This is a genomic window from Paraburkholderia strydomiana, assembly GCF_046030495.1.
Taxonomy (GTDB): domain Bacteria; phylum Pseudomonadota; class Gammaproteobacteria; order Burkholderiales; family Burkholderiaceae; genus Paraburkholderia; species Paraburkholderia strydomiana_A.
The window spans coordinates 111772-134774 of record NZ_JAQQCJ010000011.1 but is presented as its reverse complement, the minus strand read 5'-3'; the positions used below and the strand labels follow the sequence as shown (position 1 = coordinate 134774).

Annotated in this window: 20 protein-coding genes; 12 read left to right on the top strand and 8 right to left on the bottom strand. The window is 63.9% G+C overall.

Annotation, left to right across the window (positions count from 1 at the left end; all coding sequences use genetic code 11):
- Positions 1–266: 266 nt before the first annotated feature.
- Positions 267–1160, top strand: coding sequence for a LysR family transcriptional regulator (locus PQQ53_RS16670; RefSeq protein WP_408144300.1), 894 nt, complete (start codon positions 267–269; stop codon positions 1158–1160).
- Between the two features lie 151 nt (positions 1161–1311).
- Here the strand turns inward: PQQ53_RS16670 and PQQ53_RS16665 are convergent, their stop codons facing one another.
- Positions 1312–1449, bottom strand: coding sequence for a hypothetical protein (locus tag PQQ53_RS16665; RefSeq protein ID WP_408324957.1), 138 nt, complete (start codon positions 1447–1449; stop codon positions 1312–1314).
- A 42-nt stretch (positions 1450–1491) separates the two neighbouring features.
- Between PQQ53_RS16665 and PQQ53_RS16660 the strand changes: the two genes are divergently transcribed.
- The 3 genes from PQQ53_RS16660 to PQQ53_RS16650 all read left to right on the top strand — a co-directional run bounded on the left by PQQ53_RS16660 (position 1492) and on the right by PQQ53_RS16650 (position 5374).
- Positions 1492–2481: a hydroxymethylglutaryl-CoA lyase gene (locus PQQ53_RS16660; protein WP_408324955.1), complete on the top strand. Its 990-nt coding sequence runs from the start codon at positions 1492–1494 to the stop codon at positions 2479–2481.
- Complete coding sequence (locus tag PQQ53_RS16655; protein WP_408324953.1) at positions 2478–3722, top strand: CaiB/BaiF CoA transferase family protein; 1245 nt, start codon at positions 2478–2480, stop codon at positions 3720–3722. The genes PQQ53_RS16660 and PQQ53_RS16655 overlap by 4 nt, the downstream gene beginning before the upstream one ends.
- Positions 3723–3865: 143 nt before the next feature.
- Positions 3866–5374, top strand: a complete 1509-nt coding sequence (locus PQQ53_RS16650; protein WP_408324951.1) for an MFS transporter — start codon at positions 3866–3868, stop codon at positions 5372–5374.
- A 79-nt stretch (positions 5375–5453) separates the two neighbouring features.
- On the opposite strand, the gene PQQ53_RS16645 is transcribed toward PQQ53_RS16650, so the two are convergent.
- Both PQQ53_RS16645 and PQQ53_RS16640 read right to left on the bottom strand, forming a co-directional pair.
- A complete protein-coding gene (locus PQQ53_RS16645) occupies positions 5454–5594 on the bottom strand; it encodes a hypothetical protein (RefSeq protein ID WP_408144310.1) in 141 nt (46 codons plus the stop codon).
- Positions 5595–5920: 326 nt separating this feature from the next.
- Positions 5921–6070 (bottom strand): hypothetical protein, encoded by a 150-nt coding sequence (locus PQQ53_RS16640; protein ID WP_408144312.1) that lies wholly within the window; start codon positions 6068–6070, stop codon positions 5921–5923.
- 1087 nt (positions 6071–7157) lie between these two features.
- Between PQQ53_RS16640 and PQQ53_RS16635 the strand changes: the two genes are divergently transcribed.
- From PQQ53_RS16635 to PQQ53_RS16615, 5 genes are all read left to right on the top strand, one after another.
- Positions 7158–8141, top strand: a complete 984-nt coding sequence (locus tag PQQ53_RS16635; protein ID WP_408144485.1) for a helix-turn-helix domain-containing protein — start codon at positions 7158–7160, stop codon at positions 8139–8141.
- Positions 8142–8230: 89 nt separating this feature from the next.
- Positions 8231–9805: a sugar phosphate nucleotidyltransferase gene (locus tag PQQ53_RS16630; RefSeq protein WP_408324949.1), complete on the top strand. Its 1575-nt coding sequence runs from the start codon at positions 8231–8233 to the stop codon at positions 9803–9805.
- A gap of 66 nt (positions 9806–9871) precedes the next feature.
- The gene (locus PQQ53_RS16625; RefSeq protein ID WP_408324947.1) at positions 9872–11257 is read left to right on the top strand and encodes an undecaprenyl-phosphate glucose phosphotransferase; all 1386 of its coding nucleotides are present in this window, start codon (positions 9872–9874) and stop codon (positions 11255–11257) included.
- A gap of 64 nt (positions 11258–11321) precedes the next feature.
- Positions 11322–12461 carry a polysaccharide biosynthesis/export family protein gene (locus PQQ53_RS16620; RefSeq protein WP_408144318.1) on the top strand — a complete coding sequence of 380 codons (1140 nt, stop codon included), beginning with the start codon at positions 11322–11324 and terminating at the stop codon, positions 12459–12461.
- 51 nt (positions 12462–12512) lie between these two features.
- On the top strand, positions 12513–14747 hold the full coding sequence (locus PQQ53_RS16615) for a polysaccharide biosynthesis tyrosine autokinase (RefSeq protein ID WP_408324945.1): 2235 nt from the start codon (positions 12513–12515) through the stop codon (positions 14745–14747).
- Positions 14748–15261: 514 nt separating this feature from the next.
- Here PQQ53_RS16615 and PQQ53_RS16610 read toward each other — a convergent pair.
- The 3 genes from PQQ53_RS16610 to PQQ53_RS16600 all read right to left on the bottom strand — a co-directional run bounded on the left by PQQ53_RS16610 (position 15262) and on the right by PQQ53_RS16600 (position 17750).
- Complete coding sequence (locus tag PQQ53_RS16610) at positions 15262–15402, bottom strand: hypothetical protein (RefSeq protein ID WP_408324943.1); 141 nt, start codon at positions 15400–15402, stop codon at positions 15262–15264.
- A 76-nt stretch (positions 15403–15478) separates the two neighbouring features.
- Positions 15479–16981, bottom strand: a complete 1503-nt coding sequence (locus PQQ53_RS16605; protein ID WP_408324941.1) for an O-antigen ligase family protein — start codon at positions 16979–16981, stop codon at positions 15479–15481.
- A gap of 271 nt (positions 16982–17252) precedes the next feature.
- On the bottom strand, positions 17253–17750 hold the full coding sequence (locus tag PQQ53_RS16600; protein WP_408144325.1) for a hypothetical protein: 498 nt from the start codon (positions 17748–17750) through the stop codon (positions 17253–17255).
- Between the two features lie 7 nt (positions 17751–17757).
- On the opposite strand from PQQ53_RS16600, the gene PQQ53_RS16595 reads away from it, so the two are divergent.
- Positions 17758–19134 (top strand): hypothetical protein, encoded by a 1377-nt coding sequence (locus PQQ53_RS16595; RefSeq protein WP_408324940.1) that lies wholly within the window; start codon positions 17758–17760, stop codon positions 19132–19134.
- A gap of 366 nt (positions 19135–19500) precedes the next feature.
- Here PQQ53_RS16595 and PQQ53_RS16590 read toward each other — a convergent pair whose 3' ends face one another.
- Entirely contained in the window at positions 19501–20103 is a 603-nt protein-coding gene (locus tag PQQ53_RS16590; RefSeq protein WP_408324939.1) for a hypothetical protein, read from the bottom strand.
- A gap of 232 nt (positions 20104–20335) precedes the next feature.
- Here PQQ53_RS16590 and PQQ53_RS16585 point away from each other — a divergent pair, with 232 nt between their 5' ends.
- Together PQQ53_RS16585 and PQQ53_RS16580 are read left to right on the top strand one after the other, a co-directional pair.
- Positions 20336–20776, top strand: coding sequence for a hypothetical protein (locus PQQ53_RS16585; RefSeq protein WP_408324937.1), 441 nt, complete (start codon positions 20336–20338; stop codon positions 20774–20776).
- Between the two features lie 247 nt (positions 20777–21023).
- Entirely contained in the window at positions 21024–21779 is a 756-nt protein-coding gene (locus tag PQQ53_RS16580) for a class I SAM-dependent methyltransferase (protein ID WP_408324935.1), read from the top strand.
- 190 nt (positions 21780–21969) lie between these two features.
- Here the strand turns inward: PQQ53_RS16580 and PQQ53_RS16575 are convergent, their stop codons facing one another.
- Entirely contained in the window at positions 21970–22695 is a 726-nt protein-coding gene (locus PQQ53_RS16575; protein ID WP_408144335.1) for a hypothetical protein, read from the bottom strand.
- Positions 22696–23003 lie beyond the last annotated feature (308 nt).

Sequence of the window (23003 nt, the reverse complement as noted above, 5' to 3'; positions counted from 1 at the left end):
GCAGAGGCGCCCGCTCGCGCGGCGCTGCTTTTGCGAAGGCGGCAATTCGGCGAGTCCGTCAGCATAGCCAGAGCGACAGGCGCGGGCAAGGCCGCGCGAGATCGCCGGCAGCCGCTTTCGCGCCCGATGGATGTCCGCAAGCCTGCGCTCCGGCGGGCCGCCGCTACCCGGCTCGCATATCGGCCGTGGATACCCTGGGATCGGTTCGGCGCGCGCCTTCCTCGGGCATAATTTTGCCACTTCAAATTTCGGGAGCGCGCCCGCTCATGTGGCAGATCGATCAGGTGACGCTGCGCTTGTTCATCGCCGTATGCGAGGAAGGGACGATCGCACGGGCGGCCGAACGCGAGTTCATCGCGCCGTCGGCGGTCAGCAAGCGGCTCGCCGATCTCGAGGCGCTGGTCGATGTCGCGCTGCTCTCGCGCAGCCAGCGCGGCGTGCGCGCGACCGCCGCCGGCGAGGCGTTGCTGCGTCATGCGCGGCTCATCATGCGCGGCCACGAACGGCTGCAGGCCGAACTCAGCGAGTACGCGGCCGGCGCGCGCGGACATGTGCGGGTGCTGGCGAACGTGTCGTCGATGGTGGAGTTCTTGCCCGAGGCCTTGTCGGTGTTCCTGAAGGCCAATCCGGGAATTCGCGTCGATGTCGAGGAGCGCGTGAGCGGCGAAATCGTCCGTGGTCTGGAAGAGGGCGTCGCCGATCTCGGCATCTGCCGCGACGTCGTGCCGATGGGCAGTCTCGACGTCCTGCCGTATCGCGCCGATCATCTCGCGCTGATCGTGCCGCGCGCGCATCCGCTTGCCGGTGAGACCGCCGTCGGCTTCGAGCAGACGCTCGCTTTCGATCACCTGGGACTCGCCTCGAATGCGTCGGTGAATGCGCTGATGCAGCGCATCGCAGTGGAGAAGGGCGGCGAGCTGAACTATCGAACCTACGTGTCGACGTTCGACGCCGCCTATCGCTTCATCCAGGCCGGGCTCGCGGTGGCGATCCTGCCGCGCGAGGCATTGCCCCGCCATGCCGCCGATGAATACGGCATTGTCGCCGTGCCGTTGCGCGAGGCGTGGGCCGAGCGCCGGTTCGTGATCTGCATGCGGGATCGGAATGCGCTGACGCTGGCGGCGTCACATCTGTTGACGCATTTGCTCGGCGCGGTCTGACCCGTGGAGCGCGCATTCACCGCATTCACCGCATTCACCAGTCAGGCGCGCGCTTCGTGGGCATGCGTACCCTGGTGATGATCGTCCATGCCGCCCGCTGCGGCTCAGCAAGGCCACCTGAACCCCGCCACAGAACTCTTCTGAAAACCCCTTAAGGGTTTTCCCTCCCGGCGCGCGAACGCCCGCCCAGCTTGCCGAAGCCGCCATCGCGAGCCGCGATGGACTGCGTCGTCAACGCAGACTTCCCGCCGCGCCCGTGCGCGGGCACGCTGTCGTCCAGTTGCTTCATTCCTCGCCTCCCCAGCGGAATCCGACACCGGGATCAAAGACCATGAGTGAAACCCAGGAGCGCGTCGTCGTGACCGAAGTCGGCATGCGCGACGGCCTGCAAAGCATCGCCCGCACGATGCCCACCGCGTTCAAACGGCGCTGGATCGACGCCGCTTATGCAGCCGGCGTGCGGCATATGGAAGTCGCGTCGTTCGTGCCCGCGAAACTGCTGCCGCAAATGGCCGACGCCGATGAAGTCATCGCCCACGCGCTCACCTACGACGATCTGATCGTGACGGCCCTGGCGCCGAATCTGAAGGGCGCGCAACGCGCGCTCCACACCGGCGTACACCGGATCGTCGCGCCGATTTCGGTGAGCGCCGCACATAGCCTCGCCAACGTACGCAAGACGCCCGCTGACATGATCGACGCGTTCGCCACGATGCGCGAGGCGATCGACGCCGCATCGACCGGCGGGACGCGGCGCGTCGAACTGATCGCCGGCTTGTCGACGGTGTTCGGCTGCACGCTGCAAGGCGCGGTGCCGTACGCGGATATCGCCGCGATCGCGCGCGCCGCGCTGCAAGCGGGCGCCGACGTGATCGCGCTTGGCGACACCACCGGCGAGGCGACGCCGCGCCAGGTCGGCGAGATCATCGAACTGGTGCGCGACGTCGCGGGCGAGCGGCTGCGCTCGCTGCATTTCCACGACACGCGCGGCCTCGGCCTCGCCAACACGCTGGTCGCGCTGAAACACGGCATCCGCGAATTCGACGCGTCGCTGGCCGGTCTCGGCGGTTGTCCGCATGCGCCGGGCGCGACCGGCAACGTCAATACCGAAGACCTCGTGTTCATGCTCGACAGCATGGGCTACGACACCGGCATCGATCTCACGAGGCTGCTCGCGTCGCGCGCCGTGCTCGCCGACGCATTGCCCGGCGAGCCACTGTACGGCTACCTGGCGCGCGCCGGCCTGCCGAAGCAACTCGCCGCCGGCCGGCAGGCATTCGAATCTTTCCAACCCGCTACCGAACCGCAGGTGCTGCAATGAATCCGCTTTCGTCCACTTCCGATTCCGCCTCGTCCGCGCCGCAGCAGGGCGCGTTGCCGCTCGCGGGTATTCGCGTGATCGAGTTGTCGCATATGGTGATGGGCCCGACCTGCGGGATGATTCTCGGCGACCTCGGCGCCGAAGTGATCAAGGTCGAGCCGCCGCGCGGCGACGGCACGCGCCGTCTGCTCGGCACCGGCGCGGGTTTTTTCCGCACCTTCAATCGCAACAAGAAGAGTGTCGCGCTCGATCTCGACAGCGAAGCAGGACTCGCCGCGCTGCACAAGCTCGTCGATACCGCCGACGTTTTCGTCGAAAACTTCAAGCCGGGCCGCATGGCGAGTCTCGGCCTCGATTACGCGACGCTGCGCGAGCGCAATCCGAAGCTGATCTACGTGTCGCACAAGGGCTTTCTGAACGGCCCTTACGAACACCGCCTCGCGCTCGACGAAGTCGTGCAGATGATGGCGGGCCTCGCGTACATGACGGGTCCGGTCGGCCGGCCGCTGCGCGCCGGCAGTTCGGTCAACGACATCATGGGCGGCATGTTCGGCGCGATCGGCGTGCTCGCCGCGCTGCACGAGCGACACGCGAGCGGACGCGGCAAGGAAGTGCAAAGCGCGCTGTTCGAGAACTGTGTGCTGCTGTCCGCGCAGCACATGCAGCAGTTCGCGGCGACCGGCGTGCCCGCCGCGCCGATGCCGGAGCGCATCAGCGCGTGGGCCGTGTACGACGTGTTCACGCTCGCCAACGACGAGCAGATGTTCATCGCCGCGACCGGCGACGGTCAGTGGCGCGCGCTGTGCGCGATTCTCGGCCGCGCCGACCTGGTCGCCGATCCGCGTCTCGCGACCAACAACGATCGCGTGCTGGCGCGTGAGTGGCTGCTGAAATCGCTCGGTGAAACCTTGCGTCAATTCGAAGGCGCGGCGCTCGTGCCGCTGTTCGAGCGCGACCATATTCCGTTCGCGTCGATCACGAAGCCCGAAGCATTGTTCGACGATCCGCACCTGCTCGAAAGCGGCGGGCTTGCGTGCCTGACGCTCGACGACGGTAGCGAGACTGCCATGCCCTTGCTGCCGATTTCGATGGACGGCGCGCGTTTGCAGCCGCGTCAGCCGATCGCGAAGATCGGCGAGCACACCGCCGACGTGCTGCGCGGTCTCGGTTATGACGACGCGCAGATCGCGGCGCTGGGCGGTGGTGGTGCGGCGTCTCAAGTGCCGCGCGAAGCGGCGTGACGCACGCGGTACTGGCTAGAGCAAACGCGGCGCGACGGTTGAGGCGCGGCGTGGAGTCCGGTGCCGCCAATGTAGTCCCCTCAAATTTCATCCGGCGATAGACCGGACTTCCGCAATCATTTGCGTTGGATTGGAGACAGGCGATGAAATCGTCGAATCAGGCGGTGTATGCGACGGCACTCGGCGATGCTGCCGCACTGGGCGGCTTGCCCGCGAACACGGACACGGACACCGGCGCAGGCGCAGGCGAATCGGCGGCCGACCACGCCGGGCGGATCGCGCTGGAAGGCGCGCGCATTTCCGCGCGGCTCGACCGCTTGCCCGCCACCCGTTCGATCTGGAAGCTGGTGATGCTGCTGAGCCTCGGCCTCTTCTTCGAGCTGTACGACCTGATGTTCTCCGGCTACATCGCGCCGGGACTCGTGCGCAGCGGCATTCTCACCGCGACCACCCATGGTCTGTTCGGCACCAGCGGCGTTGCGAGCTTCATCGCCGCGTTGTTCGCGGGCCTGTTCATCGGCACGGCGGCGTGCGGTTTTCTCGCCGACCGTTTCGGACGCCGCGCGATCTTCACGTGGTCGCTGCTGTGGTACACCGCGGCCAACATCGTCATGGCCTTTCAGGACACCGCGTTCGGGCTCAACCTGTGGCGCTTCATCGCGGGCATCGGCATTGGCGTGGAGATCGTCACGATCGGCACGTACATCTCCGAACTGGTGCCGAAGCATATTCGCGGCCGCGCGTCGGCGTGCTCGCAGGCGGTCGGCTTCTGCGCGGTGCCGATCGTCGCGTTCCTGTCCTATCTGCTGGTGCCGCATCGTTACTTCGGACTCGACGGCTGGCGCCTCGTCGTGCTGACCGGCGTGGTCGGCGCGATCGTGGTGTGGTGGATCCGTCTGCGTTTGCCGGAAAGCCCGCGCTGGCTCGCGCAAAAAGGCCGTATCGACGAAGCCGACGCGGTGATGAAGCGGCTCGAAGCGCGCGTCGAACGCGAATACGGCCAGCCGCTGCCGCAGCCGGCGTCGCCCGAGCCGGTGCGCGCACGTGCGGCGTTCCGTGATCTGCTCGCGCCGCCGTATCGCCGGCGCACGCTGATGCTGATCATCTTCCACGTGTTCCAGACAATGGGCTACTACGGCTTCGCGAACTGGATTCCGACGTTGCTGATCAAGCAGGGCATCACGGTCACGACGAGCCTGATGTACGCGAGCATCATCGCGCTCGCCGCGCCGCTCGGGCCGCTGCTGGGCTTGCTGATTGCCGACCGCTTCGAGCGCAAGACGGTGATCATCTTCATGGCGGGGGTGAACGTGGTGTGTGGGCTGGCCTTCAGCCAGGCGCGCGAGACCGTGTTGCTGGTGAGCCTCGGCGTGTGCCTCGTACTGGCGGGCAACATCATTTCGTACAGCTATCACGCGTATCAGGCGGAGTTGTTTCCGACCAGCATCCGCGCGCGGGCGGTGGGATTCGTTTATTCGTGGAGCCGGATTTCGGCGGTGTTCTCGGCGTTCGTGATCGCCGGGTGTTTGAGCCGCTTCGGCGTGAACGGGGTGTTCGTGTTCATTTCCGGCGCGATGGCGGTGGTCATGATCGCCATCGGCACGCTGGGACCGAAAACGCGCGATGTCGCGCTGGAGGATATTTCCAGGTAGCCGCAGGCGGGAGGTGAAGCAACGCGGAAGTCAAGCTGAAGTAAAGCGGCCCGCCTTGTGAAGGCGGGCCGGCTCGCGTTTAGTGCTTCTTCTGGGTCGCCGAAACGCTCGGTGCTACGCGAATCGGCGTGCCGCCCGATGGCGACGTGGCAGGTTGCGGCTTCTTCTCCTGCTTCGGTTTCTTGACTTCGCGGTTACTGCGCATCTGACCTTTTGCCATGATGGACTCCCAATTGGCGTTTTTCGCTCCTCACAGGAGCAATGAGGTAGTGTGCGCTGATTTTGCCGATGCTGTTGGGATTTCTGTCTTTTCACATTCAGAACCGCCGAGGGCGACGCGTGAATCTGACACGCCGCCTTCGGCAAGCTGACAGGGCGGCGTATCTAACCGGCACCGTCGCATTGGTCTTCGCCTTCGACGCAGTGTTCGGCACCTCATACACCGGCGACTCGGTCAGATTCGGCGGCAGCATGCGCGCTCCCGCAAGCCCGACGCCGGTCGATACAAGCGATCCTCAGGCGAGTGCCGCGACGCTCGTCGGCGCGTCAATAGTCCCGATGATTCTCGTCGGTGCGGGCGAGCCGATCCGACACGTTGCCGAGCAGCAGCGCAATCAGTAATGCGCCGATCGTCGTAAAGAGGAGCGCGCCGATCATCGCAGCGAGGACCAGCGTGATCCAGATAAGGGCATTCATAGGATAGAAGCGGTTCCAGCGTGTTGTCAGGCATGCTAACCCGTCGTCCGCACGTGCTCTGTTCTCCTGCCGGCCTCGAAGCTGTCACGAAGCGCCGAATTATCGGCACATTGCGCCGCTTGCGCACCACGTTGCCTTCGGGTGTGGTGGTGCGTCGTGATAACGGTGCACGCACATGCCCTCCGTGTAGCAGCCGATGCCGAGCGGACTGGGACGGTATTCGACTCTACGCGACCACATTTTTGACGACATGCAGTGCAACGTTGCCATACAACATGTCGCGTGTGCCGTGGAAACCGCAGGTGCACTATTCGCCTGCACACGGCCTCCGCGGTCTGCTCGCAATGCCTGATCGAATTGCTATCCATCAGATCAGAACGGCGTTTACTTGCCTGGCAAGGCAAGCCGTTGCGCAAGGCGGATAGTGCATTTGCGCAATTCACTGGCGGAATCGACCCGGTCCGCCCTCGGCGCAATCGGCCATTGGCTCGCCTATCGCGCGAGGGTCTCAAGTTGTCTTTGGTTCATGTCTGAAACGTTAATCGCCAGCCTTATATTCCCGATTGCCAATAACAATAAATTAAATAATCTGGTCGACCTTCGAGTGCCTATATTGGATGTCTGTTTTTGAAAAGTAGTGCGAAGTTTTATGGTCGGGGCAAATTTACGTGGGGTCCGGCACAGACAGCAATGGCGAAGGCGGTTACTCTCATTGCGCAGAAAACCCCGAAAAAAGTCTCTTCAAATCTTCGTAATTTCGGGAGAATTGAATTGTAAGTGCGCCGTTTTCGAGTGGTCGCGTAGTGTGCGCTGGCGTACGCAGTCGCCGTTTCATTTGCATTAAGATTCGCAAAATGCCTATTCATTCATATGTGGAATCGGCAATTAAATTGGCGAGAAGCGCGGCGGCTGGGGAGGTGTTGCCGAATTTCACTGGCCGGCGGCCTCGCGGGCACGCCAACATGTCTGCGCTTTCGGTCATGGCGGCTAAATGCTGGAGGGGCCGTCGCATGATGCACGGCACAGAGCGGGGTTCTCTGTGTCGTGACGGCAAAGAGTAGATCCGTTTTCCGTAGAGAGGATGACCATGACCTGCGCGAGTCTCGAGTCTGCAATGCTGCGGTGGGTGCACGCGCCGACCAAGGGGATGCGCCGCATCGCGATACTGATGTTCAACGACTGCTCGCTGCAGGGCGCCGGCGTGGTGGCCGAGGTTTTCCAGGCAGCCAATGAACTGGCCGCATCGAACGCCGGTGGCTGGCTGTACGACGTGTCATTCCTCTCGGCCGATGGCGGCATGGTCACTTCATCGTCCGCGCTGCGGGTGTGGACCGATGGACTCGACGCGCGGCACTCCGGCGGCTTCGATGCGTTGTACGTGGCCGGCGGCAAGGGCGCATGCGCCGCCGCCAGCGACGAGCGGCTGATTGCGTGGCTGCGCCGCGTGCGCCGCAACACCGGCATGATCCGGCCGATCGCGGAGGGGCGCGTGCTGCTCGATGCGGCTTACGTGCCGGAGGGTAAGGACAGCGCCGAGCCTGGTCAGCAGACGAACGGCGCGCGGCACCCTGAGGCGGCCGCCGAAGCGGGCGATCGGCTCGAGTCGATGAGAAGCGCGCTCGCGATGATCAAGCGCGACCTCGGCGGCGCCACCGCGCGCTCGGTGGCCGAACGCCTGCTCGCCGATTCGTGTTCGAACCTCGCGCCGCTGCTGGGCGAAGACGGCGGCCTGAGCCCCGGCGACAAGGTGCGCGCGGCGGCTCGCTGGCTTCAGGAGAATTGCCAGCAGTCGATTTCGATCGCCGACGCGGCGCAATTCGCGGCGATGAGCGAGCGCAACTTTCTGCGCCGCTTCAAGATGGAAATGGGCATCACGCCATCGAGCTTTCTGCTGCACGAACGCCTCGCGGTGACGTGCAGCCTGTTGACCGAATCGGAATTGCCGGTCGACAAGATTGCCCGGCGCACCGGCATGGGTAACGGCGACCGCCTTGCAAAAGTGTTCCGCAAGCGGATGAGAATTTCTCCCACCGAATTCAGGATTCAAAGCCGCCGCATGGTCGGCGAATAGCGCGGTCGGGGCCGCGTTGACGGGCGCGTAAGTAACACGGCGTCAGGAATTATTTCATTAGACTTTTGAGAATTATAAGGAATCCGAATATGTTGACTCAGGGAGCGGGAAGCGCTGCGTCGTCCGGATCGAATGACGTCGCTGCCGGAGCCTGCGGCGCGCGTTGCGCGCGCATCGTCCCGGTGATTCTTGCAGGGGGCTCGGGCACGCGGCTGTGGCCCGTGTCGCGCGAAAACTTTCCGAAGCAACTGATCGACGTGGTCGGCTCGGACTCGCTGCTGCAGGCAACTGCGCGACGCATGGACGGTTTTCCGGCCGGCTGGAATGTGGACGTCGCACCGATCATCGTGTGCGGCGAGGAGCATCGCTTCGTGATTGCCGAACAGCTGCACGAAAACGGCGTCGACGCGCGTCTTATCGTGGAACCGGCGCGCCGCGATACGGCGCCGGCGTTGACGCTGGCGGCATCGCTCGCGTGTGCGGACGGCGGCGACGCGATTCTCGTCGTGATGCCGGCCGACCATTCGATTGGCGATGTGCGGGCATTGCAAGGCGCGCTGGAACGCGCCGCGCGCTACGCGGAGCGCGGCGCGATCGCGACGCTGGGCGTGCCGCCCACGCGTCCCGACACCGGCTTCGGCTATATCCGGATCGGCGCCGAACTCGGCGACGGCGGACATGCGATCGACGGCTTCGTCGAGAAACCCGCGGAAGAAATCGCCGCGCAGTATGTGGCGGCCGGTACGTACTGGTGGAATAGCGGAATCTTCATCGTGCGGGCGAGCGTGTGGCTCGACACGCTCAAGCGCTTGCAGCCCGACATGCATGCGGCGTGCGAGCGCGCGTTCGTCGGCGGCAAGACCGCTGAGGCCGTGTTCCGTCCGCTGCTGGACGCATTCCTCGGCGTGCCCGCGGATTCGATCGACTACGCGGTGATGGAGCGCCTGATCGACACCGCTGATGCGGGAGCGCACGGCGGCGCGCAACGCAGCCCGCCTGGCGGCAAAGCACTGGCGATGCCCGCCGGCGTGGTTGTCAGACTGGATGCGGGCTGGTCCGACCTCGGTTCATGGGATGCCGTGTGGGCCGCGATGGACAAGGACGCCAACGGCAACGCGGGGCGCGGGCGCGTCGCGTTCGAAGGCGCTGTGTCGAGCTACGCGCATTCGGAAGGGCGGCTGGTCGCGTGCGTCGGCACCACCAACGTCGTGGTGGTCGAAACCGCCGACGCCGTACTGGTGGTCGACCGCTCGCACGTGCAGGACGTGAAGGGGCTGGTGTCGCGTATCAAGGCGCAGCACGCGCCGGAGGCCGACGCACATCGGAAGGTGCGCCGTCCGTGGGGGTTCTACGACTCGCTCGACCACGGCGAGCGCTTCCAGGTCAAGCGCATCGTCGTCACGCCGGGGGCGCAACTGTCGCTGCAACTGCACCACCACCGCGCCGAACACTGGGTGGTCGTGCGCGGCACGGCACTCGTCACGCGCGGTGAAGAGCAGTTTCTGCTGAGCGAAAACGAATCGACCTTCATTCCGCTTGGCACGCGCCACCGGCTCGAAAACCCGGGGAAAGTGCCGCTCGAAATCATCGAAATCCAGTCAGGCGCCTATCTGGGCGAAGACGACATTGTGAGGTTCAACGACAACTACGGCCGCTGCTCGTAAGCAGCCCGCCGGATTCATCTGCAAACAGGAACGGCAAGTAACGGCATAGGCACAGAGGCAAACAAAATGCGCAAGTTTCAGGATTTGCTCGCGCGAGTTTTCGATGTCGCGTTGGTGTTGGCGGGGGCGGCGCTGGCGTCGCAGATCCGCTTCGATTACCTCGCTCAATCCGGGTTCTATTGGGCGCTCGTGATGTTTTCCGCCGCGTTCGCGCTGGCCATCTTCCCGGCGTTCGGCGTCTACGAATCGTGGCGCGGCCGCTCCAAGCTCGCGCTCGCCGGTCAGGTCTCGCTCGCGTGGCTGATCGTACAGGGCTGCGCGCTCGTGCTGATGTATTCGCTGCATCGCAGCGATCTCGTGTCGCGGCTGTGGTTTTCGTACTGGACCGCGATGACGGGCGGCCTGCTGATCTCGTACCGGCTGATCACGCACGCGGTGCTGGCGCGCGCTCGCGGCGCCGGCATGAATCTGCACCAGGTCGCGATCGTCGGCAGCGGCTCGCAATGCGAAGCCATCCTGCGCCGCATCGAAGCCGCACCGACCGCCGGTTTTCGCGCGACCGCCGTCTACAACACGCGCCCGGACGAGACGTCGGTGACGAACTCGCGTGTGCCGGTGTTCGACAGCGTCGACGCGCTTGCCGACTACATCCGCACGAACGACGTGCACGAACTGTGGCTGATGCTCTCGCTGAGCGAGGAGCCGCTGATCTGCGCGTTGATCGGCAGATTCCGCGACGATCTCGTGAACATCCGTTTCATGCCCGACGTGCGCAGTCACTCGCTGTTCGAAGGCAGCGGCGTGGTCGAGCTGCTCGGCATGCCGGCGATCAATCTGGTCGCGTCGCCGCTCTCGGCGAGTTCGATGCTGAAGAAGGAAATCTTCGACCGCCTGTTCGCGACCGCGGCGTTGATCGCACTCGCGCCGCTGCTGCTGGCCATCGCGATCGCGGTGAAGCTCTCGTCACGCGGGCCGGTGCTGTTCAAACAGAAGCGCAAGGGCGCGGACGGCCGGGTCTTCACGATCTACAAGTTCCGCTCGATGCGTCTGCATACCGAAGCCAAGGGCACGCTCAGCCAGGCGACGCGCGACGACAGGCGCGTGACGAAAGTCGGCGCGTTCCTGCGCCGCACGAGCCTCGACGAGCTGCCGCAATTTTTCAACGTGTTGCTTGGCGACATGTCGGTCGTTGGACCGCGTCCCCATGCACTCGAGCATGACGACCTCTATCAGAAAGTGGTCGCCGGCTACATCAATCGCTACCGGATCAAACCGGGAATCACGGGCTGGGCGCAGATAAACGGCTTCCGTGGCGAGACTGACCGCATCGAAAAGATGGAGCGTCGGGTTGAACATGACCTGTATTACCTGGGTCATTGGTCGTTCGCGCTCGACATGCGGATTATCGGCGCGACGATTGTCGCTGGACTGGTGCATCGAAACGCTTACTAAGCAATTAAAAACACGCCGGCGCTACCGCTTTTGGAACGGTTGCCGCGCGCACGGAGGAAATATCATGAGCTCACTTGGTCTACGCACGGGAAGTCTCCTGGTTTTCGCTACGGCAACGCTGCTTTCCGGATGCGGGATCGCACCCGGTCAACGGATGGTCACGCCGGCTGCGATTCAGGACACAGGGGGTGAATTCAGCACGGAAGCGGCGCAGCAAAAGCAGATACCGATTACCGATATCAACCTGGCGCTGCTGCACAAGATAAATGCGGATCAAACGTCAGCGGCGCTGCCGTCGCAGACGCTTGGCCTGTTCGGCAAGCCGCCCGTCTACAGGGTCGGCCCCGGCGACGTGCTGCAGATCGTCGTGTGGGATCACCCGGAACTGGCCGCCGCGCTCGGACAACCGAACCAGAGCACGCGCACTGCGGATGCGATTCCGGGCTTCCTGATCGACGAAAGCGGCGACATTCAGTTCCCGTACGCGGGCACCATGCATGTAACCGGCAAGGACGTCTCGACAATCCAGAGAGAGCTGCACTCCCGTCTGAGCAAGGTCTACCAGAAGCCCGAAGTGACGGTGCGCGTGGCGTCGTTCCGCAATTCGCAGGTTTATCTGGACGGTGAAGTGCGCACGCCTGGCGCGCAATCGCTCAACGACATTCCGATGTCGCTGACGATGGCGATCAACCAGGGCGGCGGCTTCAGCGCGAATGCCGACCGCAGCCGCGTCGAGCTGGTCCGCAACGGCGTCATCTATCCGATCAACGTCGACGACCTGATCAAGCGCGGCCACAATCCGTCGCAGATCTATCTGCAACCGGGCGACCTGGTCCGGGTGGCGGCGCGTGAAGACAGCGGCGTGTACGTGATGGGCGAGGTCAACAAGCCGGCCACCGTCCTGCCGTTGCGCAACGGTTCGCTGACACTGTCGCAAGCGATCTCGGATGGCGGCAGCTTCGATTCGAACACGGCCGCGGCGCAGCAGGTGTTCGTGATCCGCAATTCGACGAGCGAGTCGCCGCAGATCTATCACCTCGATGCGACCTCGCCGGTTTCGATGGTGCTTGCCAATCAGTTCGAGCTTCAGCCGAAAGACATCGTGTACGTCGGCCAAGGCGGACTGGTTCGCTTCAATCGCGTGTTGAACCTGCTGCTGCCGGCCATCAATGCGGCTGTGACGGGCGTGGTGTTGACGAAATGACACGACGCGCGAGCTGAAACCTGAACCGCCGGGCTTTGCTGGGTGAAGAACATGGCAATCAACTTCGAAAACCGCTACACCGACGTGTCCGGATCGGACGAGCTTCGCCTGTCGGACTATCTCCGCACGATCTTGCGCGGTTGGCGCACCATTCTCACGGTGACGCTGATCGCGCTCGCGCTGGGGTGCGCGTACGCGTTTCTCGCGCCACCCACGTATCGTGCGGACGTGCTGTTTCACGTCGAGGACAGGTCGGCCAATGCCAACGCGAACGGCAGGAGTTCCTCGCCGCCGCTCCCCGGCATGTTCGACGGGAGGCCATCGACGGCGGCGCAGATCGAGTTGCTGAAGTCGCGGCAGGTCACGGAGGAGGCCGTCAGAAGTCTGCACCTCGATATCACGGCGACGCCGCGCTATCTGCCGGTCATCGGCCGGATGATCGCGGGGCTGGTGAACGGCCAATGGGGTTTCAGGCTGCCGTCGTTCATCAATCTGTCGGGCTTCGCGTGGGGCGGCGAGAGCATTGCGGTGTCGCGCTTCGATACGTCGAAGGAGATGTACGACACGACCTTCACGCTGATCGCGGGCGCCGACGGCACTTATATGCTGCGCGACCGCAACGGTATTGCGATCCTGTCGGGCCGGGTCGGCGAGACCATCGAAACCGATACCGCCGACGGTCCGATCGCGCTGCACGTCGACAAGCTGGTCGGCGCGCCCGGCTCGCGATTCGAATTGTCGCGCGCGTCGACGCTGAGCACGGTGAACCGCTTGCAGAAAGCGGTGGTGGTGCAGGAGGCCACGCAGCAGTCCGGCGTGATCCGCACGAGTCTCGAAGGCGGCGACGCCGCATTGACCGCGGCGATCGTGAACAACATGGCGCGCGAGTTCCTGCGTCAGGACCTCGAGAACCGTTCGGGCGAAAGCGATCACATGCTGGCGTACCTCGAGCAGCAACTGTCAGGCGCGCGCAAGGCACTCGAGGAAGCCGAGCAACGCTACAACAAGTTCCGTAATGCGCACGGCACGGTCGACCTGGGCGAGGAAAGCCGCCTGCTGCTGCAGCAGATCGTCGACAACAAGAGCAGGCTGCTCGATCTGCAACAGCAACGCGCGGAGATGTCGCAGCGCTTCACGGCGAGTCATCCGATGGTAGCCGCACTCGACGCGCAGATCGCCGCGTTGCAGGGCGCGCAGGTGAACATGAACCGCAGCGTTGCGGTGATGCCCGACACCGAACAGACCGCAATGCAACTGTTGCGCGACGTGCGCGTCAATACGGAGCTCTATACGAATCTGTTGAACAGCGCGCAGCAACTGCGCATGGCGAAGGCGGGGCAGACGGGCAGCGTACGTGTGGTGGATTTCGCCGAAACGCCCGACGAACCGGTGCGCCCGAAGCGCATGCAGGCGATTCTGATCGCACTCGGCGGCGGCCTCGCGCTCGGCATTCTGCTGACCTTCATCAAACGCGCGATGTACGGCGGCGTCGAGCGTCCGGATGAACTCGAAGCGATGCTCGGCGTGCCCGTGTTCGCGGTCGTGCCGCGCAGCCAGACGCAGCTGCGGCTGCAGGAGAAAGTGAGTCTGCGCCGTCGCGGGCTGCACGTACTCGCGCAGCAGGCGCCCGAAGACATGGCGGTCGAAGGCGTGCGCAATCTGCGCACCTCGTTGCAGCTCTCGCTCGATTACGCAGAGAACAACGTCGTGATGATTACCGGCTCGCGGCCCGATGCGGGTAAGTCGTTCCTGTCGGTGAATCTGTCGGCGCTGGTGGCATCGGCGAAAAAGCGCGTGCTGATCATCGACGGCGACATGCGGCGCGGCGAAGTCCATTCGCACTTCGGCATCGCGCATCAGCCTGGGCTGTCCGACGTGTTGAGCGGCGGCGATCTGCGCGCGATGATCCAGCGCGACGTGCTGCCCGGTCTCGACGTGCTCGCCAAGGGCTCGCTGCCGTCGCACCCGGCCGAACTGCTGATGAGCAAACGCTTCGAAACGATGCTCGAGGAACTGAAGCCGTACTACGACCTCGTGATCGTCGACACCCCGCCGGTGCTCGCGGTCACGGATCCGACGCTGATCGGCAGATACGCGGGCACGACGCTGCTGGTGGTACGTCACGGCCGCCATCCGGCCAACGAGATCGCCGAGGCGGCCAAGCGCTTGCGCAACAGCGGCGTCGCGATGCGCGGCGTGCTGCTGACCGACGTGCCGCAGGAAGGCGCGTTCCTGGGGTCGGGTTATCAAGGCGGCTATTACGGTTACGACAGTGTCGCCGGTTGAGGGCGCGACCTGCTTCGGCAGGCCGCTCGATCGCGCTACCGCTTCGGCATAAACAAGGGTGTCGCGTGACGCTGCACGTGGTGAAGCAAGGTGTATCGCGGCAACCCCGGAATACAAACAGTCGCGCCGACAGCGAAGGAAGGTCGACATGCCTCTTCGCTCACCTCAAGCGGCGCCGGGTCGAGTGCCGGCACCGTCCGTCGTGCCGAACGGCACGATCCGTTCATTGGCGCGATACAGCCAGAACGATTGACGCACGCGTGCGTTCTTCCCCGGTCGTGAAGATGACCGTGCGCGCATCGTGCGGCACGTCGTATTCGGCCCACGGCCAGTACAGCTACTTCTTCAGATGCCTGGGCGGATAGGCTTGCTTGAACCAAGGGTCGAGCATGCCGTGCACGTTCACGTAGTACGGCACGTCGCCCATGTGTAGCGCTTTCCATGCGGCTAAGCCGTGGCATTGCCACAGCCTACGGACGGTGAGCGCGTCGAAGCGCTTCGCGCTGGCGGCGATTTACGCCGCGAGCCGTCCACAATAGCCGTAGCGGCCGCGAGTCGGGTCGCAGGCGCGAGCCGGAAACGGCAAGGCCGGGACGCAGCCGTCGCCGGGCGCGTCGCAGCGCGCGACTTCGATCTCGTGTTCCGCTTCGCGCATGGCTACGCCGCTGCGACGCACGCCTTCGACGGGACCGCCTTCGCGCGGATCGACGCTGGGAAGCGGGTGGGGAAGTTCATTCGCCGATGCGCGGCCGGTTGGCGCGTGGCGCGCGCGAGCCGTGCGGCACGAGTGCGCCGAACTGGCTTTCGTTGGGCGCGCCGCCGGCCGCGCGCGATGTACCGAGTGCCGATGCGAGATCGGCGCGGCCCATGCCGGGGTGGATGCGGCCCGGCAAGTCGGGCATCGCGACCGGACCTCGCTGCGGCGGCCCTGGCGCGCGGGTCGTGCGCATGGTGCTCGCCAGCAGCGCGCGTGGCAGGCGCGCGTACGTGGCGATCATCAGCCCGAGCGCGACGCCGAAGATCAGACCCGAGAAGTGCGGCCCGAGCGGATTGCCGCCGATGGTAGTGGCCGGCAGCGCGGCGAACAGCATGATCGCGCGCCCGAGCACGGGCAGCAGCGGCGCGTTGGGCAGCACTGTGCGCCAGTAGCGGTATGAGAAGACACAGATCGCAAGGGCGGCCAGCATCGCCAGCGGCATGGCGATACCGAACACCAGCCCGCCCGCGAAGAACTGATAGACCCAGAAGTTGTGACCCGCGGCCCATTCGTTGATCGCGTAGAAGTCCTGCTCGCTGAACTGGTCCGCGAGGTACGGCAGATAGACGGGCGAGTAGCGATAGTAGTGCCCGTAGCCCTTGCCGAACAGCAGCGTGTCCGCCGAGGCGGTGACCTGGTCGTACTGATCGCGCATTTCGGCGGCTCGCGTGATCGTAGCCGGGTCCGTGCCGGAGACGCTCTCCTGGGACGCGAAGATCCCCAGGGTCCACGGCTCCGTCACGGTCGGAAAACTCCAGACCACGAGCGCCGCCATGCCGGCCAGCACCGCGCCCGCCACGAGGCTGCGGGCGAGCGCGCGCCACGCGTGGCGGATGGTCGGCGCGCGCAGCGCCATCGCGAGCAGGAACAGCAGCACCGTGCCGACCAGCACGCTGCGCGTCTCGCTCAGCCATTCGACGACGATGGTGGCCGCGAACACCGCGATGTTAAAGACCGAGAAGCGCCGTGCCACGACGAATTCGTGCAGCAGCACGCCTTGCAAGCCGAGCAGCGTCACGGAGATGATCCGATTGCGCACGTCGTCGAGACCGCCGCCCGTCGCCATGCCGTAGAAGAACGTGAACACGAGGCTGATCAGGTTGGCGACGAACAGCGCCCTTTCGAATTGCGCGAGCCGGTAGTCGCTCCACGGCCGGCACGCGACGAGATAGCCGAGCAGGAACAGCACGAAGGGCAGCAGGGTGCGCAGATAGTTGCCGGTGTCGTTGTCCTGAACCAGCTGGGCGACGATGCTGCCGAATACGCACAGCAGCATGCTGAATGTGATGGCCGAACGCAGCCGGGAACGCTCGTGAAAGCGGGGGGCGATAAGCAGCAGCGCGACGCCCGCAGCCGCCGCGGGCAGGACGAGGCCGAATTGCGCGAAGTGGCCCGTGCTCGCGTCGGTTGGCTTATAGTCCAGCGCAAGCGGTAACAGAAAAAGCCATATCCATGGCGTTGCATACTGATGGCGCATCGCTGATCCTCCCCCTCGCGGTCATGACGCCGTCGGTCTATAGCAGGCGGTCTCGTACGGGCTCATTGTGCGGGAATCTCCCCGATTGTCAGTTACCCCGACCGCATTCGTCGCTGATTGCCCCAGTTCTGGCGAGGGGGCAAGGGCGGGCCACTGCAAGACCCGCGCAAATTCGAGCTTGTTGTCGGTCGAGGCATTGAAGTGGGCGCGCACGCCAATGTGCCGCCGCTGGCGGTGATGCCGCTGTCGAGGGCAATGTGATCGATGACCCTCAATGATGCGTGATCAAGTCGCGCGGCGGGGGCGGCGGTTCGGGCGGCGCTTCGGCGGGCGGTGGGATCTGGAGCCCGGATCGCTGCGTCGCCAGCGTCAGAAGACGCCGCGCCTCCTTGCTACTCGAATCGATTTCCAGCGCATTACCGGCGTTGTGCGACGCGCACGTCCAATGCCCCACGTATCCGCAGCCTCGCGCCAGGCTGAGGAACGCGTCGCGCTGCTCTTCGCGGGTCCTCACGGCAGAGCGCATGCGCTGCGCGTCGCGGTTGCCTGGCTGCGCCGCGACGGCCGCGGCGAGGCGTGTCTTCGTCGCGGACAGATTGTTCGCCTGCAGACTGGCCCGCGCGGCTTTCAGATTCCGCGACGCGTCCGCGCGTAATTTGTCCGCCGGGCTGATCGGCTGATTGCCGGGGCTGTGTTGGGCATCTGACGCTGATGCGACGGTGGCCCTCGCGTTGGACACGGGCGTAACGGTAGACCTGGCGTCGGGCAATGACGCAATGGCTCGCTTCGTATCGGATGCCGACGCGATGATGGGCTTTGTATCGGGCACTGAGGCGACGGTGCGTCTCGCATTGGCCGCAGGCGCAATGGCGGCCTTCGCGTCGGGTACTGATGCGACGGTGCGCGTCGTATCGGATGCCGACGTAATGGTGGGCTTCGTATTGGGCATCGATGCAACGGCGCGCTTCGTATCGGACGCAGGCGCGACGGTGGACTTCGCGTTGGGCACTGATGCGACGGTGGGCTTAGTATCGGATGCCGACGCCACGGTGGGCTTCGTATCGGGCATCGATGCAACGGTGCGCTTCGTATCGGACGCAGGCGCAACGGTAGGCTTCGTATCGGGCACTGATGCAACGGTGCGCTTCGTATCGGATGCCGACGCAATGGTGGACTTGGCATTGAGCGCCGATGCGACGGCGAGCCTCGTATCGGACGCAGGCGCGACGGTGGACTTCGCGTCGGGCACTGATGCAATGGTGCGCTTCGCATCGGATGCCGACGCAATGGTGGGCTTCGTATCGGGCATCGATGCAACGGTGCGCTTCGTATCGGACGCAGGCGCAACGGTAGGCTTCGTATCGGGCACTGATGCAACCGTGCGTTTCGTATCGGATGCCGACGCAATGGTGGGCTTGGCATTGAGCGCCGATGCGACGGCGAGCCTCGTATCGGACGCAGGCGCGACGGTGGACTTCGCGTCGGGCACTGATGCAATGGTGCGCTTCGCATCGGATGCCGACGCAATGGTGGGCTTCGTATCGGGCATCGATGCAACGGTGCGCTTCGTATCGGACGCAGGCGCAACGGTAGGCTTCGTATCGGGCACTGATGCAACCGTGCGTTTCGTATCGGATGCCGACGCAATGGTGGGCTTGGCATTGAGCGCCGATGCGACGGCGAGCCTCGTATCGGACGCAGGCGCGACGGTGGACTTCGCGTCGGGCACTGATGCAATGGTGCGCTTCGCATCGGATGCCGACGCAATGGTGGGCTTCGTATCGGGCATCGATGCAACGGTGCGCTTCGTATCGGACGCCGACGCAACGGCGGGCTTCATATCAGGCACTGCCACGACTGCCCGGCGCGGCTCCAATGGCGGCGCAGCGACCGCCGGCGCGACCGGCATGGCCCGCGCAGACGCGGCCTGCTGCGCACCGATACTCCCCGGCGGCTGCGCGAGCGCCACGCCAGCCTTGCCGGACTTGCCACCAACAGCGCCGGATGGCTTGCCGTTCTGCGCCAGCACCTTGCCGGATGTCTCGATCGGCGCGCCGACGCGCGTCTCATCGCCATGGATGAAGCCGAGGTACACCGCGGCTGTCGCCACCATCACCGAGACCACAGCCGCGGCCGGTCGGCGCAACCGCTGATAGACGCTGGTCGGCCCAACGGGTTCTTCGATCGCATCGTAGCGCTTGACCATTGCGCGCGACGACGGGCTCCAGATCCTGCGGACCGGCACGCTGGGAACGAGCGCCGGCTGACGCTGATTCAGCGCAACGGGCAGACCCGGCGCTCGCGCGGAGCGTGCGCCCAACGTATCGGCGGGGTGCGCGCGGCACGAAGGACAAGGCAATAAGCGGCCGGCCAGCGGCGCACCGCAGTGGTTACATCGTTGGGAGTCCTGCTGATCGAAGATCGTGTCGCTAAGCATGGTCTGGTCGCTCACGGGCGTCGAATGCCGATGCCGCCATCAAAAGAACGGGGCACGGGGCAAGGAGGTTGGCAAGCGGGACTTACTGTGCGACGACGTAACCTCGCGCCTGCATGCACGCGCCATACGCGGCCCAATACTGGGTCATGGGCGGCTCGGGTGCGGGTAGTGGCGGCAGCTTGACGCTCGATGCCGCGTTCGCCTGCTCCGACGAACCGGCTTCAGCCCCGGATGCGCCCATATCCGCCGTCGTCGTCGCCGATGCCGGCGTGGCGGCCGTCGTAGCGGTAGTGGGGGTGCCCGCCACGGGCGCACTCGCCGGGTGCGGCGCCGAAGCGCCCGCGGCTGTCGCTGCCGTCGCCACCGGCTCGCTTGCGCCGGGCGCGGTCGCGGCGGCCGGCATGCTCGCGCTCATCGGCGCGGCCGAGAAAGTGCTGGGCGGCAGGGGCGGACGCGACGGTACGCCGGTCGACGTGGCTTTGCTGGCAGGTTGAGGGCGCGGCGGAATCTGTGGTTCGCGCTTGATGTCGACCTTGGTCCTGTTGGCCTGCGCAAAGCACAGCGCGGTGTCGATGCTGCGGCGGTAAGGGCTTTGACTTTGGACAGGATAGGTGAGCGGCTGCCATGCGACGGCCGCGTTGCTAACCACCATGAGCGTCAGTACGGTATATGTTTTAAATTCCATCGCAGTGGCTCCCGCAGCGATGTTTCGCCTTTTTCATTGGCTAATGCGCTTCGCGACGTGACTGTTGGCTGCTGATTCTGCCGCTGAACGGCTGCTCACTGTCGCGAAGGCTGCTTTCTGAAGCGTAACACCGCGTATTGTCGAAGCAATGATCCGGATAGCGGGCGAAAACGCCATCCTGCTGTCCAATTAAGCCACATTGGATGCGAGAAGGCGGAAAACGGCGAAAAACATGGGGAAATCCCTGGGTGCTGTGGCCGTCCGTCAGGAGGCAATGATGAAGAACATCAAGTACCACTATGGAAGACGGGTCGCGATGGCCTGCGTTCTGTTGCTCTCGACGGCTCTGCCCATATCGGCTATGGCCAGCGAAGATGCCACGACCGCGAAGGTGGAAACGGCGGGTGAGCGTGCCCACTTCGCGCAGGAGTTCTGTCAGGTGTCGCCCGAGCGTGTCGGCGCATACAAGCAGCGGCTCAGAAAGACGCTGCCTGAAACCAGCGACTTCGATCGGCACTGGCAAGTGGGCTGGCGTCGCGCGGACAAGGACAATACCCAGATGAGCGCGCTGCGCGATCGCGATCCCGCAGAATTCGAGGCGCGGATCAAAGTGAATTGCGAACGGCTAAAGTGGCTGGCCGGCAATTCGCTGCGGACGCCAGCGCGAAAGTGAGGCTGGTAGATGCCTCTCCGGTTGGGTTGTCGGTAGCGTTTCTATCGCAAACATCGCGCGGGACAGCTCGCCGTCCACCGTGCCTTTTCCGGCATCATCCGCGAAGACCCGCAAGCTGCCAGGGTGCGACGCGCACGGCAAAAACCTTGATGGAAGACGTTTCCGATGCAACTGTGCGATAGCGAATATTCAGGAAACATGCCGCAATGATCGTATGGGACCTTGCGCCTCTTGCGAGGAAACAGCGATGTCCACTGATAAGCATTGGGAAAAATGGGGGAAATCATCGCCGTACTACGGCGTTGTAAGATTGCCTGAGTTCAGGGAGACCGCATTGTCGGCCGATGCAAGACAACATTTCTTCCAGAGCGGGGAGTTGTATGTTTCCGGCATGTTCAATGTGATTCATCGGCATCTGAATCCGGCCTTTCGGGCCGATCGGGCCACGGATTTCGGATGTGGCGTGGGCCGTTTGATCATGCCGTTATCGAGGCGGGCAAGAAGTGCGGTTGGCATCGACGTTTCGCCATCCATGCTGGAAGAAGCGGCGAGAAACGTCACTCAGGAAGGCATCGGGAATATCGAATTCGTTCGATCCGATGATGGGTTGACGAATCTCCATGGAATGTTCGATTTGATCAATTCCTATATCGTCTTCCAGCATATTCCGGTCGAACGCGGAATGAAACTCGCCGAAGCCCTGCTGAGCCACCTTTCGCCAAACGGGATTGCCGTTCTGCACTTTACTTATGATTGCAATGCGACCCGGTTCGCCCCTACCATCAACTGGACTCGCGACCATTTCGCCCCCGCGCACTGGATGGCCAATCTTGCTCGTGGAAGACCGGTGTTTGAACCGACGATGCAGATGAATGCGTACAACGTGAATCGACTTCTCACGCTATTCCGGCACTGCGGCATTGAAAAATTGCACGCGGAGTTCACCGATCACGGTGCGCATGGCATTCAGTTTTTCTTGTTGAAGGCAGGGGCCGCTGAATGACACCTGGGGTGGCGACGGGCGAGGTGGCCCTCAATAAGCCGGTTTGGCCGGTCAGTTTTCCTCAATAAAAGATCCGGCAGTCACCTGAAACGGAAGTCACGGGATTTCTCTTTAAACGCTTCCGAATCGGCCGCTGCTGGAAGCGCCTCACCGACATTTCCAGAGTGCTTTCTGTCGCCGGCCGTCCTTCCTAGTGCCGTGCGCGACGCAGCATCTCACTGAGACCCAGCGAATGACCAGGGTCGTAGTAATGGATCAGCAGTGTGCGGCGCTGTCCGGCCTCGACATCGAGGTTCGCATGCTGGAGCGCAAAGCCATTGAATGCGTAGACGCTGCCGACGTGCACCGGCACGCGATCGCAATTTCCTCGGCGCAGATCGTGCCACGTCAGCCATTTCCGCCAGCTGAGCGGCAGGCCTCGCTGGATGCCGTGGCGAATCTTGCATATCACATTGCCCGGCGTGGAGACCGAAAGACGAGGGCGGCGGTACATCAACAGATCGCCGTTGGAGTCACCCTCCGGCGCCAGTCGTAGTGGGATCAGCAACGTCAGGAGATGCGAGTCGTAATGGCGGCAATGACTTTCCGCCAGCGTCGCCGCGCTCGAGCAGCGAATCACGTGAAAAGGTTGCAGCGGGAATTCCGTCTGTCCCGCCTTAGCCGCCATCGCGCGCGTATTCGCACAAATTGTCTCTTCGAGTTGCCGGAATGCTTCGCTACGGCGAATCAGCTCGGCCGCCATCACGCTTAGTTGAGCACGTTGTGCCAAGCTGCCAAAGGAGCGATCAATGACTTCGTTGATTTCCGCAATTGCATCGATAGGAATCACATTGTTAAAAGACTTCAGCGCGACGCCTTCTTCTATTCGAATCCGCTTCGCGGGTGTATGACCTCGTGCGTCTGACATGGATTGCATAGGACGGAATCTCGCTGGTATTGAATCTTTTTATATCGAATAGGTCGCCTCGTAATGAAAATATTCGTTGGCCGAATTTTGCTATGTACGTTGGCCAACACAAATTGATGAACCGTATAGAACACGGAGTTCTAGTCGAGGGTAACGAAGCAGCGAATCGACCTCCGACGCACTCAGAACGTTTGCTGGAAGAACAGGACAAAGGGCTTTCGCCGAACATCGTCGGCCGCCTGAAAGGTGCAATGGCTGAGGAGCTTTTGCTATGGAGTCGGCGCTACCTATTAGTCGATAAACGATCGCAGACATTG